Annotated in this window: 19 protein-coding genes; 17 read left to right on the top strand and 2 right to left on the bottom strand. The window is 38.5% G+C overall.

The genetic code is table 11. The features are described 5' to 3' along the window. The 14 genes from fliY to RBQ60_RS14250 all read left to right on the top strand — a co-directional run bounded on the left by fliY (position 1) and on the right by RBQ60_RS14250 (position 11,839). A complete protein-coding gene (gene fliY / locus RBQ60_RS14315; protein WP_307884354.1) occupies positions 1-1,212 on the top strand; it encodes a flagellar motor switch phosphatase FliY in 1,212 nt (403 codons plus the stop codon). Positions 1,213-1,245: 33 nt separating this feature from the next. Then, a complete protein-coding gene (locus RBQ60_RS14310) occupies positions 1,246-1,605 on the top strand; it encodes a response regulator (RefSeq protein ID WP_307884353.1) in 360 nt (119 codons plus the stop codon). Positions 1,606-1,750: 145 nt separating this feature from the next. Then, positions 1,751-1,978 (top strand): flagellar biosynthetic protein FliO, encoded by a 228-nt coding sequence (locus RBQ60_RS14305; protein WP_307884352.1) that lies wholly within the window; start codon positions 1,751-1,753, stop codon positions 1,976-1,978. 65 nt (positions 1,979-2,043) lie between these two features. Next, positions 2,044-2,700: a flagellar type III secretion system pore protein FliP gene (gene fliP / locus RBQ60_RS14300; RefSeq protein ID WP_307884351.1), complete on the top strand. Its 657-nt coding sequence runs from the start codon at positions 2,044-2,046 to the stop codon at positions 2,698-2,700. A gap of 15 nt (positions 2,701-2,715) precedes the next feature. Further along, the gene (gene fliQ / locus RBQ60_RS14295) at positions 2,716-2,973 is read left to right on the top strand and encodes a flagellar biosynthesis protein FliQ (protein ID WP_307884350.1); all 258 of its coding nucleotides are present in this window, start codon (positions 2,716-2,718) and stop codon (positions 2,971-2,973) included. 146 nt (positions 2,974-3,119) lie between these two features. Next, positions 3,120-3,884: a flagellar biosynthetic protein FliR gene (gene fliR / locus RBQ60_RS14290; protein ID WP_307884349.1), complete on the top strand. Its 765-nt coding sequence runs from the start codon at positions 3,120-3,122 to the stop codon at positions 3,882-3,884. A gap of 133 nt (positions 3,885-4,017) precedes the next feature. After that, a complete protein-coding gene (gene flhB, locus RBQ60_RS14285) occupies positions 4,018-5,082 on the top strand; it encodes a flagellar biosynthesis protein FlhB (protein WP_307884348.1) in 1,065 nt (354 codons plus the stop codon). An 18-nt stretch (positions 5,083-5,100) separates the two neighbouring features. Then, positions 5,101-7,158 carry a flagellar biosynthesis protein FlhA gene (gene flhA, locus RBQ60_RS14280; RefSeq protein WP_307884347.1) on the top strand — a complete coding sequence of 686 codons (2,058 nt, stop codon included), beginning with the start codon at positions 5,101-5,103 and terminating at the stop codon, positions 7,156-7,158. Between the two features lie 16 nt (positions 7,159-7,174). Beyond that, positions 7,175-7,942, top strand: coding sequence for a sigma-70 family RNA polymerase sigma factor (locus tag RBQ60_RS14275; RefSeq protein ID WP_307884346.1), 768 nt, complete (start codon positions 7,175-7,177; stop codon positions 7,940-7,942). 19 nt (positions 7,943-7,961) lie between these two features. Beyond that, the gene (locus tag RBQ60_RS14270; RefSeq protein WP_307884345.1) at positions 7,962-8,711 is read left to right on the top strand and encodes a flagellar hook-basal body protein; all 750 of its coding nucleotides are present in this window, start codon (positions 7,962-7,964) and stop codon (positions 8,709-8,711) included. A gap of 175 nt (positions 8,712-8,886) precedes the next feature. Next, on the top strand, positions 8,887-9,660 hold the full coding sequence (locus RBQ60_RS14265; RefSeq protein WP_307884344.1) for a flagellar hook-basal body protein: 774 nt from the start codon (positions 8,887-8,889) through the stop codon (positions 9,658-9,660). Between the two features lie 35 nt (positions 9,661-9,695). Beyond that, positions 9,696-10,322 (top strand): chemotaxis protein CheC, encoded by a 627-nt coding sequence (locus RBQ60_RS14260; protein WP_307884343.1) that lies wholly within the window; start codon positions 9,696-9,698, stop codon positions 10,320-10,322. Continuing rightward, positions 10,315-10,800, top strand: coding sequence for a chemotaxis protein CheD (locus RBQ60_RS14255; RefSeq protein WP_307884342.1), 486 nt, complete (start codon positions 10,315-10,317; stop codon positions 10,798-10,800). Before RBQ60_RS14260 ends, RBQ60_RS14255 begins: the two co-directional genes overlap by 8 nt. A gap of 112 nt (positions 10,801-10,912) precedes the next feature. Further along, positions 10,913-11,839, top strand: coding sequence for a chemotaxis protein (locus RBQ60_RS14250; RefSeq protein ID WP_307884341.1), 927 nt, complete (start codon positions 10,913-10,915; stop codon positions 11,837-11,839). Between the two features lie 76 nt (positions 11,840-11,915). Here RBQ60_RS14250 and RBQ60_RS14245 read toward each other — a convergent pair whose 3' ends face one another. Continuing rightward, positions 11,916-12,836 carry a late competence development ComFB family protein gene (locus RBQ60_RS14245; RefSeq protein WP_307884340.1) on the bottom strand — a complete coding sequence of 307 codons (921 nt, stop codon included), beginning with the start codon at positions 12,834-12,836 and terminating at the stop codon, positions 11,916-11,918. 123 nt (positions 12,837-12,959) lie between these two features. Then, positions 12,960-13,733, bottom strand: coding sequence for a ParA family protein (locus RBQ60_RS14240; RefSeq protein ID WP_307884339.1), 774 nt, complete (start codon positions 13,731-13,733; stop codon positions 12,960-12,962). Between the two features lie 138 nt (positions 13,734-13,871). On the opposite strand from RBQ60_RS14240, the gene fliD reads away from it, so the two are divergent. Genes fliD through RBQ60_RS14225 form a run of 3 tightly spaced genes read left to right on the top strand, consistent with a single transcriptional unit; the run spans position 13,872 to position 17,132 of the window. Next, on the top strand, positions 13,872-16,295 hold the full coding sequence (gene fliD, locus RBQ60_RS14235) for a flagellar filament capping protein FliD (protein WP_307884338.1): 2,424 nt from the start codon (positions 13,872-13,874) through the stop codon (positions 16,293-16,295). A 29-nt stretch (positions 16,296-16,324) separates the two neighbouring features. Beyond that, the gene (locus RBQ60_RS14230) at positions 16,325-16,711 is read left to right on the top strand and encodes a flagellar export chaperone FliS (protein WP_307884337.1); all 387 of its coding nucleotides are present in this window, start codon (positions 16,325-16,327) and stop codon (positions 16,709-16,711) included. A gap of 22 nt (positions 16,712-16,733) precedes the next feature. Continuing rightward, entirely contained in the window at positions 16,734-17,132 is a 399-nt protein-coding gene (locus tag RBQ60_RS14225) for a hypothetical protein (protein ID WP_307884336.1), read from the top strand. Positions 17,133-17,342: the final 210 nt, after the last annotated feature.

Here is a 17,342-nt window from a genome sequence, read left to right as displayed (position 1 = left end):
ATGGAAGAAAAAGTTTTTAATTCTTTAGAGATGGACGCTATCGGTGAAATTCTTAATATAAGTCTTGGAGCATCCGCTACGGCCGTCTCTACTATGCTTGATAGAAGGGTTGATATTACCGTACCCAATGTAATGATATCAAGCAAAGAAAGTTTTGAGTTTTCCTATATGGAGCCGGCAGTTGGCGTTGAGATTACCTATGTTTCAGGTTTAAGCGGTAACAATATCATGCTCCTAAAAAGACATGATGTTAAGATAATTGTTGAAATTTTAATGGGAATGGAAATTCCAGATGACGAATTCGAATTGAATGAAATAAACCTAAGCGCAATATGCGAAGTTATGAATCAAATGATGGGGGCATCCTCCACCGCTTTAGCGGAATTGCTAGGAGAACCCGTTAACATATCCACACCAAACTCATTTGAGATTAATACTGTTGCAGAATTTTCGGAAAAGTACTTACTGGAAAATGAGCCGATGGTGGTGGTCAGATTTTCATTGAAGGTTGAAGAGGCACTGGAAAGTGAGTTTTTGAATATCATGACAGTTGATTTGGCTAGGAAAATGCTGTCTTGTTTTGGTTTGGGTGGGGAAACGGAAGCAGATAAAGCTGAAGAAGCTACTCCAGTGGTAGAGCCTCAAGCAATGGAATTTGAAAGATTCATGGACCCGCCCCAGTCGGAGGATTCTAACAGAATGATGTCTCAAGAAGAAATTGAAAAACTGTTATCTCAAAGTTTCCAAAGCGATGCAGATGCCGATGTACAGCCAGAGCCTGTCAAAGTAGAAGTGAAGCCTGTGCAGCCAGCACCGCCACCGGTAGAGATTCCGCCGGTAGCAGCGAATGTTGTTATTCCACAACCCAGCTTTGCACCCCAAGCACCTGCTGTTAGTGCACAGCCCAAGGTAATCAATGTAACACCTAATGCGGAGTTACAGAACCAAGGGGAAGGGGTTTCTCAAGAGCGTGCAGAGAATCTTGGCTTGATTTTAGGTGTACCTTTAGAAATTTCCGTGGAGATTGGGCGTACCAAGAAAAATGTTCGGGAAATTCTTGAATATAATAAAGGGTCCCTAATCGTTTTAGACAAGCTTGCTGGCGAGCAGGTAGATATCTATGTAAACGGTCAATGTATTGCAAAGGGCGACGTTGTTGTCGTGGATGATAATTTTGGTGTTCGTGTAACTGAGGTTTTAAGAAAGATATAATGACGAAAAAGGAAAAGGAAGGATTGATTAAAAATGTCTAAAATTTTACTAGTTGATGATGCCTCTTTTATGAGAATGATGATTAAAGATGCACTAACAAAGAATGGGTATACCGATATATATGAAGCAGCTGATGGCGTGGAGGCAGTAGCAAAATATACAGAGGTTAAGCCAGACTTAGTAATTATGGATATTACCATGCCCAACATGGATGGTTTGGGGGCTTTAAAAGCAATCAAACAAATGGATCCCAATGCAAATGTTGTTATGTGCTCGGCTATGGGTCAGGAAGCTATGGTAATTGAAGCAATTAAATCAGGCGCAAAGGATTTCATCGTGAAACCTTTTAAACCTGATAGAATTTTAAAGACAGTTACAACTGTGCTTGGTTAAACTAGGGGAGGAGGAGAGTCTAATTTTTGAAGATTTTTTTATGATTTTTCTCACTTTTTTAACCGTAATATTGATTCTTTTTTTGAGCTATTGGTTTACAAAATATGTTGGAACAAAGACGACGAAATTTAGAGCTTCGCGGCACATGGAAATTGTTGATCGCCTTCCAATAACTCAGGATAAGTCAGTTGTGATTTTGAAGGTGGAAAAACACTATTATTTGTTATCCTTATCCCCAAATGGAATTGGGCTTATCAAAGAGTTAGACGACATGGACGAAGAAATGTTTCAAACACCGGAACACTTTTCGGCGTATAAGGAGCATGACTTCAAAGATGTTTTGTCCCAATATTTTGTAAATAGAAAGAAATAAATAGGCGAATTCATAGGGATAGTATGAATTGGATGTATGTATTTTAAGTTATGAGGGAGTTTATCATGAATGAAGCTTTTATAAATATAAATGGTGGCGAACTGCAGTCGTTAGAGCTGTTTTTGATGATTACTGTTCTTTCGCTGCTACCTTCAATTATCATTATGATGACATCATTTACCAGAATCATCATCGTGATGTCATTTTTAAGAAATGCATTGGGGCTGCAACAAACACCACCGAATACAGTTTTGGTTGGTATTTCCTTGTTTCTTACTTTATTTATCATGTCTCCTGTGTTGACAGAGATAAATGAAAATGCATACATACCTTATAAAAACGAACAAATTTCTGCCCAAGAGGCATTAGACAGAGCTTCTGTCCCTATGAAAACTTTTATGTTGAAACAGACGGAAGTGGACACCCTGGATATGTTTATGGAATTTTCAGGGGAAGAGTTGAGGGAAAATTATGAGGAGTTGCCATTAACGGTTGTGATTCCTTCTTTTATCACAAGTGAGTTGAAAAGGGCATTTATCATAGGTTTCTTACTGTTCCTCCCATTTTTGCTAATCGATATTGTAGTGTCCAGTACACTTATGTCAATGGGTATGATTATGTTACCGCCGGCTATGATTTCATTACCGTTTAAGATTTTGTTGTTTATTACGGTAAACGGCTGGCAGTTGTTATTCTCTACATTGATTAAAGGCTTTAATTAGTAAGGAGGATACGATATGACCAATGGAGAAGCTTTAGATATCATGCGTTCCGCCATTGTTGTGGCAATGAAAATTGGCGGGCCAATCCTTATATTAAGTATGATTGTTGGTGTTTTCATATCCATCATACAGGCTGCAACCCAGATTCATGAACAAACTATTACTTTCGTACCAAAGGTTTTACTGATTGTTATTGTTTGTTTAATTTGTGGGCCATGGATGCTTGAAACTTTGCAGGATTTTTTGTATGAGGTGTTTAAACTTATGCTTTAAAAGCCTGAAAATATAGTCTCAGGGCAAGCCTTTACTTAAATCGACATATATGGCTATAATAATATAGAGGTATGCATATTATAGCGAAGAAGAACAATAAGGGAAGTACATTTTGTATTTGAATGTAATTTCGGAGGCTAGAACAGATGGATTATTTCAATAATTTTGTATTCTTCTCATTAGTATTAATGAGAATGGCAGGGTTTGTTTTCCTAAACCCTATATTTGGGAGAAGAAATATTCCTGGTATTGTGAAATCCGGACTGGTTCTTGCTTTAACCATGATTGTGTTTACTTCTTTGCCCCAACAGCAAATGCAGTTTTCGGGAATGTTTGAATATGGCTTTGTGCTGCTCAAAGAATTCTCCGCAGGGTTTGCATTAGGGTTTGTGATTAGCCTATTTCTGTACGTAATTATTTTTGCCGGTGAATTTATTGATATGGAACTTGGTTTATCCATGTCAAAAATATTTGATGTTCAGAGTAATGCTTCTATTGCCTTAAGTGCTACATATTACAATATTTTATTTATGTTTTTGTTCTTTGCTACGGATGCTCATTTGGCAATCATCAATATTTTATTGAACTCCAGCAATGTGATTCCTTATGGACAAGTTATACTGGGGCAGGATGTTGCCCAAGCAGTACTAGATACATTTATCTTTTGTTCTGAACTAGCATTAAAAATGGCATTCCCCATTGTGGCCATCGAGTTTCTATGTGCTGTGGGGATGGGTATTCTAATGAAAGCGATTCCCCAAATCAATGTTTTTGTTGTGGATATTCAGCTTAAAATCTTTGTTGGGTTAATGACTCTCGTTTTAATTTTCTCACCTATGGCTGATTTTTTAAATCAACTAGTCGTTTTGATGGTGGATAGCGTAAGGGATATTTTAAGCCTAATGGGGTAGATAAATCCAACATTTTATGCTTACGTCAATGTCTCTAATGAAAAATGTAAATGGCCCAAGTGGAATTTCTTAGGCTATTTGAAAACGATTTTTCCCGTACAAAGCAAGGTTTCCGAAATAAGGGGGGAGAACATTGGCGGGCGATTCCAAAACCGAAAAGGCCACGCCCAAGCGAAGGCAAGACGAGCGAAAGAAGGGTAATGTTTTAGTCAGTAAAGATATTGTTACCGTTGTATCCTTAATTGGTACTTTTTTTGCTTTAAAAATACTGTTCCCTCAAATGATAGCCAACATAAAGACTTTTATTTATAAGGCTTTTGGTTATGCCCAAACCAAGTCGGACATTACAGATGATTTTGTCATGGTGCTAACAAAGGAAACAACGCTTGCCTTCATACAGATTGTGGCCCCCGTAATTTTAATTTCAGTTTCACTCTCTATCATTGCAACAGTGGCACAAACAAAACCGCTATTTGTTGTAGATAGCTTAAAACCTAAATTTAACAGAATCAATCCCCTTCAGGGAATAAAGAGACTGTTTTCCTTAAAAAGTCTATTTGATGTTATCAAAGGAATCATAAAAATTGCAATTCTTATTACAATACTATATTCTTTTATTACCGATAGTTTATTGACGATTTCAAGAACGCCGCAAATGGATGTTTCCCCATCCTGTGTGGTTCTAATGGACTTGACAATGTCCCTTGTTTTTAAGATATGCTTAGCTTTTATAGCCATATCTGTATTTGACTTATTTTTTCAATGGTGGGAATATGAACGTCAAATTAAGATGTCCAAACATGAATTAAAAGAAGAGTACAAGCAAATGGAAGGGGATCCTCAGATAAAAAGTAAAATTAATGAGGTACAGCGTAAAATGGCAATGTCAAGAATGATGCAGGCAGTACCCGATGCCGACGTTGTAATTAAAAACCCTACCCACTTTGCCGTTGCTCTAAAATATGATTTTGAAAAAGATGGTGCACCCATCCTCTTGGCAAAGGGCCAAGATGAGGTTGCCCTTAGAATTATAAAGGCGGCGGAAGACAATGATATTTATGTCCTTGAAAATAAGCCGCTGGCTAGAGCGATTTTTGCTACTACCGACATAAACCAAGAAATACCCGCAGATTTCTATGGAACCGTTGCGGAAATTTTGGTTTATGTGTATAAGTTGAAAAATAAAAAGTTGATATAGATCGAAATGGTGTGAGATATGAAAAAGTTATTACAAAATTCAGTATCCTTATTTGTAATATTAATTGTATTACTGTTACTTATTCCGTTAAATCCCTTTGTATTGGATACGTTATTTATTATTAATATATCTGTGTCCCTCATTATTTTGCTGATTACAATGAACATTAGGGAGTCATTGGAGTTTTCTATTTTCCCTTCACTGCTTTTGATCACAACCCTTTTCAGACTTGGTTTAAATATATCTTCAACCAGATTAATTTTGACCAAAGAGGGTGCCGCAGGGCAGGTCATTGCGGCCTTTGGTAGCTTTGTTTTGCAGGGGAACGTGGTAGTAGGTACAATTATATTCGTGATTATTGTACTTGTGCAGTTTATCGTTATTTCCAAGGGTGCCGAGCGTGTTGCTGAGGTTGCTGCAAGGTTTACCTTGGACGCTATGCCAGGGAAACAGATGGCAATCGACGCCGACTTAAACTCCGGTCTTATCACAGAAGAAGAAGCAAAAACCAGACGATACAAAATCCAAAAAGAAGCGGACTTTTATGGAGCCATGGATGGTGCCACAAAGATTGTAAAGGGCGACGCCATCATGTCCATCATCATCACTGTAATCAACTTTGGTGCAGGTGTTATCATTGGCTTGGTACAGTCCGGCATGAGCTTTGCCGACGTGTTGCAGGTGTATTCCATTGCAACCATTGGGGATGGTTTGGTTTCCCAGATTCCCGCTCTCTTAATTTCAACTGCTACGGGTATGATTGTTACCAGAGCAGTTTCCGACGGAAGTTTAAACACCGATGTGGCCACCCAATTTTTAGCCCAGCCACAAGCAATTATCATTGGTGGCGCTCTTGTAGCTATGATTTCGGTAGTTCCTGGAACGCCTACCCTTCCATTGTTGTTAACCTCAGCAATGCTGCTTTCATTAGGTTTTTATGTACAAAGAAATATGAAACTAGCCATTGCCAATGAGGCACAAGCAGTGGAAGCCCAATATACCCAAGAAATGCCTTCGGAAGAGGAGTATTATAAAGATGTAAACAATATTTATTCTTTGCTTAATGTGGAACCAATCGAAATGGAGTTTGGGTATAGCCTAATTCCTTTGGTGGACGATGCAGGCGGAGGTAAATTAATCAATAGAATTGTTATTTTTAGACGGCAGTATGCCCAAGACATGGGATTTGTTATCCCATCCATTCGCCTTCGAGATAGTGCCTCTCTAAATCCTAATGAATATACTATAAAAATAAAAGGAGAGGTCATTGCAACAGGGGAAATTCTCGTAGACTATTATCTGGCCATTGAACCATCGGATCCCATGGGTGAAATTGACGGGATTGACACAATTGAACCTGCTTATGGTATACCAAGTAGATGGATTTTACCTGAAAACAAAGAGTTGGCTGAAATTTATGGTTATACCGTAATTGACCCCTTATCTGTTATGTTGACTCATATGTCAGAAGTGGTTTCTCAACATGCTTATGAGCTTTTATCCAGAACGGAAGTATTGCAGCTCATTGAAAATGTAAAAGCAACGATTCCCGAGTTGGTTGAGGAGGCATTTCCCAATATCGTATCCTATAGTAGCTTCCAAAAGATTTTGTCAAATCTTCTAAAAGAAGGTGTGCCTATTAAAGACTTGGTAACTATTATCGAAACCATTGTAGATTCTTCTTCGGTAACAAAGGATATCGACATGATTACTGAAAATATTAGGGTTGCCTTAAAGAGAACCATTACACGCAAGTACTGTGAGGCAGGTCAAATGAAGGTAATTACGCTGGATGCGGAGTTGGAGAAGGTGATTGTATCAAGCATGGCGAAAAGCGAACAAGGCGTATATCTTTCTCTAAGCCCTGATGTTTTGCAAAAGGTATTGATGCAGGTGGCGGAAAATGTGAAAAAGTTCAACGACATCTCCCACAAGCCTGTAATACTAACAAGTCATGTGGTCAGAGTTTATTTCTATCGTTTAATTGAGCAATTCTATCCCAATGTTAGTGTAATTTCCTTTAACGAAATAGCAAATAATGTTCAAATTCAATCAATTGGAAATATTGTGTTATAACATAGGAGCCGAGAGAATGATATTGAAGAAAAAACTCAGTGAAATGACAAATGAAGAATTGTTCGCCGAATATAAAGTATCCGGCGATTTGGAAATAAAAAATGAGCTTGTCTTAAGATATATACATATTGTTAAGGCCGTTGCCATTCAAATGCGTGGCGTGTATAGTGACTTTACCCAGGTGGAAGACATCGTAAACGAAGGCGTTCTTGCCTTAATGAATTCCATTGATAAATTCGATTTAGACATGAACGTGAAGTTTGAAAGTTATATTTCCAAGCGTGTGAGAGGCGTGGTCATTGATATTGCAAGAAAAAATGACTGGGTTCCAAGAAGCGTTCGTAAGGCCGCTAAGGATATTGATAATGCTACAAACGAGTTATTTATCCAGCTTGGTAGAATGCCTACAGATGAAGAAATGGCGAATCATCTCAATATTACTGTTCAAAAATATTTGGATGATTTGGCAAAAACAAATGTGATGAATGTCCTTTCCTTCGAGATGTTATTGGAGGAGGTTGGCAACGGTAGAGTGAATAATCAAGTTATGAGTACCAATAGAGAGAGTATGCCCGAGTATCACTTGGATAACTTGGAATTGGAACGAGAAATAAAAAAGGGTCTAGAAAGCCTGAGAGAAAGGGAGCAGCTTGTGGTTTCCCTGCATTATGTTCAAGATTTGAATATGAAAGAGATTGCTGCTGTTCTAGGGGTTAGCGAGCCTAGAATTTCACAAATACATTCGAATGCATTAAGAAAACTAAGGTTGTTTTTACAAGAGTAATGTCTTGGGGAGGGATAAAATGTTTAAAGGATATTATAATTTATCATCCAGTATGCTTACGCACAACAAGAATTTAAATGTTATCAGTAATAACTTGGCCAATGTTTCCACCAGTGGTTACAAGTCAGACACCATGGTCTCTGGAACCTTTAAAGATGAGGTGATGGCGAGAACAGCCAACAACATCTTGGGAACAGAGGGCGATCCTTTAGGCAACTCTTCCATGATTACTGTGCCTTACGAAACGGTAACGGATCTTGCTGATGGTGCTTGGGAGCAAACAGGCGGCTCCTTGGATTTTGCAATAAACGGAAAAGGTTTTTTTGAAGTGCAAAGTCAGGGAGAGAATGTATATACCCGCAACGGTTCTTTTAGCCTTGATAACGAAGGGTATCTGATGCTTCAAGGGGTTGGAAGGGTAAATGGCAGCAATGGCCTGATTCGTATTACGACCGATGATTTTCAAGTGGAGCAAGATGGAAGTATTTATAACGGCACAGGCAACTTAATTTCCAAGCTTAGAATCATGGATTTTGATAACTATGATAATTTAACTAAGGTTGGTGACGGTGTTTTTACCGGCGGTGGACAAGGGAGGGTTGCAGACTCTACGGTAATGTGGAAGTATGTTGAAACTTCAAACGTGGACCCTGTTCAAGAAATGACGGATATGCTGGTGAGCCAGCGTTCCTTGCAAAGTGCGGCTCAGGTTTTAAAAATGTACGATATGATGGCTGCTAAGGCGGCTACGGAAATTGGCAAAGTATAACGGATATAAAGAGGTTTTTTTGGCAGGAGTGATTCTTAAATAAAGGCATGGTACAAGCCAAATGAGTACATTTGGAAGAAAGAAAGAGTCTAGGGAAGATTATGCTATTAAAAAGGAATCTTCAAATTCAGTTGCTTTTACCGTTATCTTATGGGTGCAAAGGAGAAATGTATTTATGCAAATGTCATTTTATACCGGCAAAGTGGGTGCATCTGCCCAGCAAACAAAAATGGATGTAACTGCAAATAATATTGCAAATATTGGTACAGCAGGATATAAGGCAAAAAGCCTGTGCTTTTCTGATTTGGTTTATAACAACATGGCAGGGCGAGATGGTGCCGAGTCTGACGTAAAATGCGGTAGTGGTGCAAAACCTGACAAAACCAATACGTCCTTTGAAAAAGGTAGTGTAAATCCAGGTTCTCAGTTGGATTTTTCCATTGAGGGCAGAGGATTTTTCGGATTGCAAAATCCACAAACTAAAGAAAAATACTATACCACAAGCGGAAACTTTGTTTTGGCTGAAAAAGGTGATAGTTTTTACTTGGCTTCTAAGGAGGGCTATTTCGTACTAAACAGGGATGGAAACCCAATTAAGATTAGAAGTACGAATGGTCCTGTGACAGATGAAGCCATAGAGTTAGGCAAGGACGGTAGCCCTTTGGAGGGGGAGGCGGTAGCCCTTGAAGACGCTCAGCCCGCTGTGTTTGACTTTTTTCGTACGGATGGTATGTTGAGCGTGGGCGACAGTAATTTTATTCCTGTTGAAAAAAATGGAGCACCTTTTTTGTCAGATGCGAATGTAACAAGGGGTAGTTTTGAAGGTTCAAACGTAGATATTTCTAAGGAATTTACTAAGGTGATTGAGGCGCAAAGAGCGTACCAATACTCCCTTAGAATGGTACAAACAACAGATGAAATTCAAAACTTAATTAATAATTTAAGATAACAGAACAATTAAACTTTTAAATGGTTGGTGAGACTATGAAAATCAATAGCTATCAGGAAATGAATGGATTTGCCTTAGATATGCTTAGGGAAATTGGCAGCATCGGAACAGGAAACGCAGCGACAGCACTTTCGAATACGTTGTCCGCTAAAATAGCAATGTCTTTGCCGGAAGTGAAAATTATGGAGTATAATCCAGTAATTGAGTTTTTAGGAGGACCGGAAAAAATTGTCGCTGCAGTATTGGTGCATATGACAGGAGAGTTTAGTGGAATTATGCTTTATCTCTTAGACTTGGATTTTGTTAATATTGTTTTTGAACGTCTTTCTCTGGGTAAAATTGAAGGCTTTGAGGATATCGATGAGCTTCGGGCATCTGCAATCGCAGAGGTAAGCAATATTATCATTTCCTCTTATGCCAATGCGGTGTCTCAGTTAAGCAATATATCAATCAATCTTTCTGTTCCTGCTATGACAATCAATATGTTGGGTGGCATTATGTCCGTACCTATGATAGAGTATGGATATGTCACTGATAAAATAATGATAGTGGATGGGAAATTTATCTATAACGGTGGTGAGATGACGAGTAATTTAATCATGTTACCTGATATTAAGTCACTAAATTTTTTATTAAATAAGCTGGGTGTTTTTAATGGGTAAAGAAATTACAGTAGGTATTGCGGATATGAAGTTTACCAGAATGGAAGGGCGATTGATTACATACGCTCTTGGCTCCTGTGTAGGGGTTTGTTTATATGACCCTATTGCAAAAGTTGGAGCAATGGTACATGTTATGCTCCCTAAAAGACTGGAAAATACTGCGGATTCGAATGTTTACAAATTTGCCGATTCAGGCATACGTGCAACAATTAAAAAAATGGAAGTTTTCGGTGCTGTTAAAAGGCGTCTAATTGCAAAAATTGCAGGGGGCGCTAAAATGTTTGATATTCCTGGGGGTGGGTCCTTGGGAAATATTGGACAACGAAACATAGAAAGTGTTCGCCAAACGCTAAAGGAAGAAGGGATTCCTATTGTTAGCGAGGATGTGGGGGCGAACTATGCAAGAACTTTGGTTTTTGATTGTAGCAATGGACAAGGCAACATAAGATCCTTTGGTAGAAAAGAAATTGTATTTTAAATTGGTCTTTTAGTAGGGATTTATGGTATTATGATAGAAAGATATTTTCATAAAATCATTGATGTAGTTTTCGGTATCATTAAGAAGAACTACAATTTATGGAGGAATACATATGGGCGAAAAAAACAGGACCGGAATTTTACTTGAGTCAGGGACAAATGAAATAGAAATAATGGAGTTTAAAGTAAACGGAAAACTCTATGGCATTAACGTAGCAAAGGTACGAGAAATTATGGTGTCAGAGTCTGTTACGCCGATGCCCTTGGCTCACCCTGTTGTAGAAGGTGTTTTTAAACCGAGGGGAACAGTAATAACAGTATTTAACCTTGCTAGATATTTGTTTGGTGAGGATGCATCTCAAGGAGGCCGAGACCTCTTTATTGTAACGAATTTTAACAAAATGCACATTGCTTTTCGTGTAGATAGCGTGGAGGGCATTGTTAGACTTTCATGGGCCGATATTCAAAAGCCAGACAACACTGTTAGCGGCGGCGAAGAAGGAGTAGCTACGGGGATTACTGAAATCAATGGAAACCTAGTAGTTATTCTGGACTTTGAAAAGATAGTGGCGGAAATTGCCCCCCGAACAGGGATACAAGCTGACGATATAAACAAACTGGGTCATCGAGAACCAAACAACACACCAATTATTTTGGCGGAGGACTCTGTATTATTATCAAAGATGATTTTGGATTGTTTAAAGCAAGCTGGGTTTACAAACATTACCAAGTTTGATAATGGGCAAGAGGCTTGGGATTTTTTAAAGGCTACAGTAGAAGAAAATAGTGTGAAAGAAAAAGTATCCTTGGTAATTACTGACATTGAAATGCCAGCCATGGATGGGCACAGATTAACCAAACTAATTAAAGGTGAAAAAAGCCTAAAACAAATACCGGTTGTCATTTTTTCCTCACTGATTAATGAAGAATTATACATAAAAGGGAAACAACTTGGGGCAGATGAGCAAATCAGTAAGCCTGAAATCGGCAATTTGGTTGAGGTAATAGATCATTTGCTGGAAAGAAGAAAAACAAAATAAAGACGAAAATATACCAATTTCAATGGGTGTATACAAAAAAAGCAGACGCCTATGTGTCTGCTTTTTATAGTCTTATTTATTTATGATGGGGATTTTGTTTTATTACGATACAAGCACTAGATAATTGAGCAGTAACGGAGGATTTAAATTTTTCTCTATAATAACTGAGCAAGGGAACTGATCTTTTGCTTTCGGAAACAATATACTTGGCTGGCAAATTCGTTAATGTCAATGCAATAACATCAGCGGTACATCTTTGGCAAGTACAAACGTCAAACATAGATTGAAACTCCTCGATTCTTTCTGTTACTAGGCACTCATACACATTGATGTAATAATACCTAGGCTCGGGTGGGGTGGTAATAGGTAATTCCTGAGGAATCTCATCGGAAGGCGCAGCCTCATATGCCACGATGGATGGTGTTGCTTCTTGGAAAGTTAACCCTTCAAACCCCTCCATACCTGAATGTTCTGTTTCTGCGTGACCATTATCTGATTTTTCAGAATGTGTATGGATTGCATCTGTCGTTTCCGTATGTTTGTTTTCAATTTCCTCAATTCCCTCAGTAGAAAATCCAGCCTCTATGGTTTTTTTCGTTGCATTTTTATTGGAATCAGTTTCTAGGGTAGTATTTTCCCCAGTATCCATTTGAGTTGCTTCGGTCGTTTCTTGCATGGTCGGTTCTTCTTGTACAAGGCTTTCTTCCTGTACGGGTTTATCTTCTTCTTGTGGAGGGTCCTCATTTACTGCCTGTGGCAGGGTGGTTTCATTTGGAGCTATGGCTTCTCCTTGGTCCACAATTGCTTCAAGATTTTCATTTATTTTATCCGATATGGATTTATCATTGGTAGGTTCAATGCCCATAAACAATAGATCTTTGGAAACATCAGAACCTGTACTATCGATTTGCATTTGATCTTCCATAGCCTGATGTTCATCTTTAGCCTTTGATATAAGGTTTAGGACGTGGGCGGTCTTATTTGTTTTGCGCGCCATTTTATTACCTCTTTTCAATATATATTAGACTAAGTTAAGTGACGAAAAAAACGATTAAAAGTATGCGCAGTTACATTGTCTACTTTGAATCGGAAAGAAAATAGTATTCCGTCAGTGTTATGTTTACTTTTTTGCTGCCTTGCAACGCAGAAGAACCTCTTCGATGAAGTTAATATAATCCAAAGTAGGTTTTGACCTAGGGGCATGTAAAAGCACGCAGGATCCATGGGCGGGAGATTCTGCAACGGACACGCTGGATCTAATTTTTGCAGAAAATACCGTTGTGTCCAATTGTTTTGCTATTTCCCCTGCCATTTCTGCAACTTCTTTTGCAAGGTTGGTGCGATTATTATACTTTGTAAGCAACAACCCCAACACAGTTAGTTTTGGGTTATAAAATTTCTTCACTGTTTGTGCTGTTTCCTTTAGCTGGCTTACCCCTAAAAGGCTTAGAATTTCGGGAACCATAGGCACGATAAGGTGGTCAGAGCAAACATAGGCATTTACCGTTAATATATTTAATGCCGGTGGTGTATCAATTATTATAAAATCATATAAATTCGCAACGGATTCCAGAGCTTCTTTTAAGAGATATTCTCTACCAGAGCGATTAAACTCCAATTCGGCACCACTAAGTAAAATGTTTGAGGGAATAATATCACCAAATTCTGTTTTTTGAATCACATCCTCAATGTTTGCGGTTCCTCGAAAAACGTCATAAATTGTATGGGTACTTTCAATGTCTAAACCTAATGAAAAACCAAGGTTTCCCTGGGGATCAAGATCGATTCCAAGAACTTTATATTCTTGAAGTGATAAGCCTGTTATAAGGGTAGCAGTTGTAGTTGTCTTGCCTACGCCCCCTTTTTGATTGGTTAATGTAATTATTACTGACACCAGTATCACCTCATGATAATTTATTTGTTAATCTGAACTATTAATAAAAGTATACTATATGTCGAAAAATAAGTATAGAGTAAAATTCGTTATGGATCGTTCAATAGAAAACGTTACTATATATTAAGGAGGAATACTATGGCAACAATATCCAGTCTAACATCATCCTCTTCCAGTGCTGCTTATGGGAGCCAAACCAAAGGAATTGGCGGCCTTGCCAGCGGCCTAAATACAGATGAGTTGATTGATGGCATGACCATCTCCACAAGAAGCAAAATTGCAAAACAAAAGCAAAACAAAACACTGTTATCATGGAAAACAGATGCATTTCGTTCCATTAGTTCTAAGTTGATCAGCTTTGCTGATAAGTACACGTCCTATTCATCTAGCACGAACTTATTTAGTGCTGGTTTTTATGATAAAAGTGTGATTTCCCCAAAGGGGGAAAACAGTAAGTATATTTCTGTTTCTGGTAGTGCCAATAACAGCGACCTTTCTATTCTTGGTGTAAAGGAATTAGCAAGGGATGCAAGCTTGACTACCAATCAGGCCTTATCAAACAATTATATAGAAACGGGAGCAATTGACTACGGTACATCTTCTACATGTGCCATAACTGGGAAAACGTTTACCGTGGAATATGGATCTGAAAGATATGTTGTAACCATGCCTCAAAAAGAAAGCGGCTTATATACCAATGCTGCTGACGTTGTAGATGGCCTTACAAAAGCATTACAACAAGTAGATATAAAAGATGGGAAGAAACTTAGTGATGTGATGAGCGTTACTGCAAACGGGGAGACGTTGCAGTTTAAGAATACGGATGGCATTGGGAATAAACTACAAATTGTTAGTGGTAATTCTGGTTTAATGAATGCATTGGGAATGACTGCTGGTTCCTCTACCATGGTAGATAAAAGCATTACTGATGCAGGCTTAGATGCCGTTGCACAAATTGATTCCGCTGCCCTTCAAAAAACAGCATCCTTTCTTGACAAAATGAAAGACAAGGCACTTACCTTCGAATATAATGGTGTAAAAAAGACCATTAAGTTCGATGACGAGACTAAGTTGACTGAAGCTAAGTTTAAGGATTACTTGCAAGAGGAATTGAATACTGCATTTGGTGCGGGTCGAATTAAGGTATCGAGGGATGATACTACTCAAAAAATTAAGTTTCAAACAACGACCCCTCCTTCGGGAGAGGTGGACAAAACCTCTATATTACGCATTTCCAACGCATCCGATGGGCTGTTGGGGGATAGCGGTGTATTCGGCATCAGAAGTGGTGCAACAAACAAACTGAACTTGGGTAGTCCCCTGGAAAGCTCTGGGTTAAAAAATTTAGATGGTGTTCCTCTTAACGATGGGCAAGAGTATACACTTAGAATTAACGGTGAAAGCATAAATATCAAATACGAAAAGGGAAAAACCACCCTAGGTGATATTTTAAAGACAATTAATGATAATGAAAGAGCCGGTGTGAATATTTCCTACCAGCCCAATAGTGACTCCTTTTCTGTGGTATCTACCCAAAGTGGTGCTGGCGGGGAAGTGGAAATTGGCGTGGGAAATGCAGAGCTAAACGATTTTGAAAAATTACTGTTTGGTAAGCGTAATGAGGTTGACGGAAGTATTGAGGCTACTACCAATGGTACCTCTGTTGCTGGTAAAGATGCAGTTATTCTTGTGGACTTCGACGGAGAAGGAGGTTCTGCTCCCATAGAGATTACAAGAGGAACCAATTCCTTTACCTTAGACGGTATGACAATTGGGGTAAATGGAACCTTTGGTTATGATGGCAGTGGGAATCCCATTTCAGGAACTGAGGCAGTTAAATTTGATGCTTCCGTTGATACAGACAAGATTGTTGATGCCATTAAGAGTATGGTGAAAGACTACAATGAATTGGTGGAATCAGCAAACTCTGCAGTAGGTGAAAAGCGGGAAAGAAAATTCCCCCCCCTTACCGATGAGCAAAGGAAAGAATTGTCTGAAACAGAGATTAAAAATTGGGAAGAAAAAGCAAAAAAGGGTATGCTCTTTGGGGACCCCGATATTGTTAGCTTAACCAATGATCTAAGATTTGCTTTCTTAAACACAAGAACCGATGGTTTATCTTTTAGTGATATTGGACTATCTGTGTCTACCAATTGGAAGGATAATGGTAAAATAATCTTAGATGAGTCCAAGTTAAAGGCTTCCCTTGCGGAAAACCCCGATAATGTTAAAACACTGTTTACAGAAGCGGGAGATGGCGGTAGTCTTACCACAGGTGGTGCAATGTCCCGCATGAAGTCTATTACAGATAAGTATGCAGCAACTACGGGTGCCACAAAGGGGATTTTGGTGGAAAAGGCAGGCAGCGAAAAATCACCAAGTTCCATGTTGAAAAACTCTTTACTAGAGCAAATGAAGGACATTGATGATGTCGTTAAAAAGTTAGAATCAAAATTAACCACTGAGCGTACAAGATATCAAAGACAATTTACAGCTTTAGAGCAGCTGGTGCAGCAGATGAATGCACAAAGCGGTTGGCTAACGCAACAGTTTGGCGGCTAATATTGAGTTGAAAGGGTAGGCAAAAGAATATGAATAATTATGGTTATCAACAATATAAGCAACAATCAGTTAATACGATGACTTCGGGGGAACTTTTGCTGCTTCTTTTTGATGAAAGTGCGAAAAGGCTCACTAAGGCAGAAATGTCTTTGAAAAACAGTGATCTTGCTACGTTTGAGGCGTCCATGGATAGGGTTTCGGAAATTATTCGTTACCTTGATACAACTCTTGATAAGACATATAGTATTAGTCGGGAGATTTCAAGGATGTATGAGTATTTCCAATTCCAAGTTGCAAGAATAAAGGCAGGAAGAAATGTTGAATTGATCCATGAACTTCGGTCCATGTTAATGGATTTACGAAACACCTTCAAGGAGGCAGATCGTCTCTCCCAAGTTGACTTGGTTAAAAACTAGAAGTACAAAGGATGTGTACTGTATGAACACAACATTTGATGAGATAACCTTAAATCTTCAAAAGAAATATAATAAAATGAACGAATTGCAAGATATTACAAAGCAGATGGCAGATTCATTGCAACGTAACGATTTATATGCTTTTGAATTAGTCATGAAGATGCGTACAGAGGTAATGCTTGAGATTGACAGTATTGATTATGCCAGAGAAGATCTATTAAAAAGTTTGCCTGAAAGTGATGAAGAGGCAGTGAGAAGTATTTTACATAGCCCTGTAGCAGAAAAGCAATTGGAAAACCCTGTGTTTGGGTCGATATATGAAATCTATAAGAAAATCACAAGGTGTCTTGAGAGTACGATTCAATATGATCAAGCTATTAATCTTAAAATAGGAGGGGAGAACTCCTTCTATAAAAGGTAACTAGATAGGTTCAAAAGGTGGAAAACCTTCAGTTATTGCCATTTTATTAGGCAACAATTCGTCTAAATGGAATACTGGAATATTATGTTGCTTTTTACTTGGTTTTTAGATTTTTCTCTTGTCAAAAATCCCCAATCGTAGTTTATTTATCTACGATTGGGGGTTTTTTGGCAACTGGGCCTATTTTAAAAAGGAAGGGGATAGAAAAAA

The organism is Anaerotignum sp. MB30-C6 (assembly GCF_030908465.1).
GTDB lineage: Bacteria > Bacillota > Clostridia > Lachnospirales > Anaerotignaceae > Chakrabartyella.
Note: the sequence above shows the minus strand (reverse complement) of the source record. Positions and strands in the feature narration are given on the sequence as shown.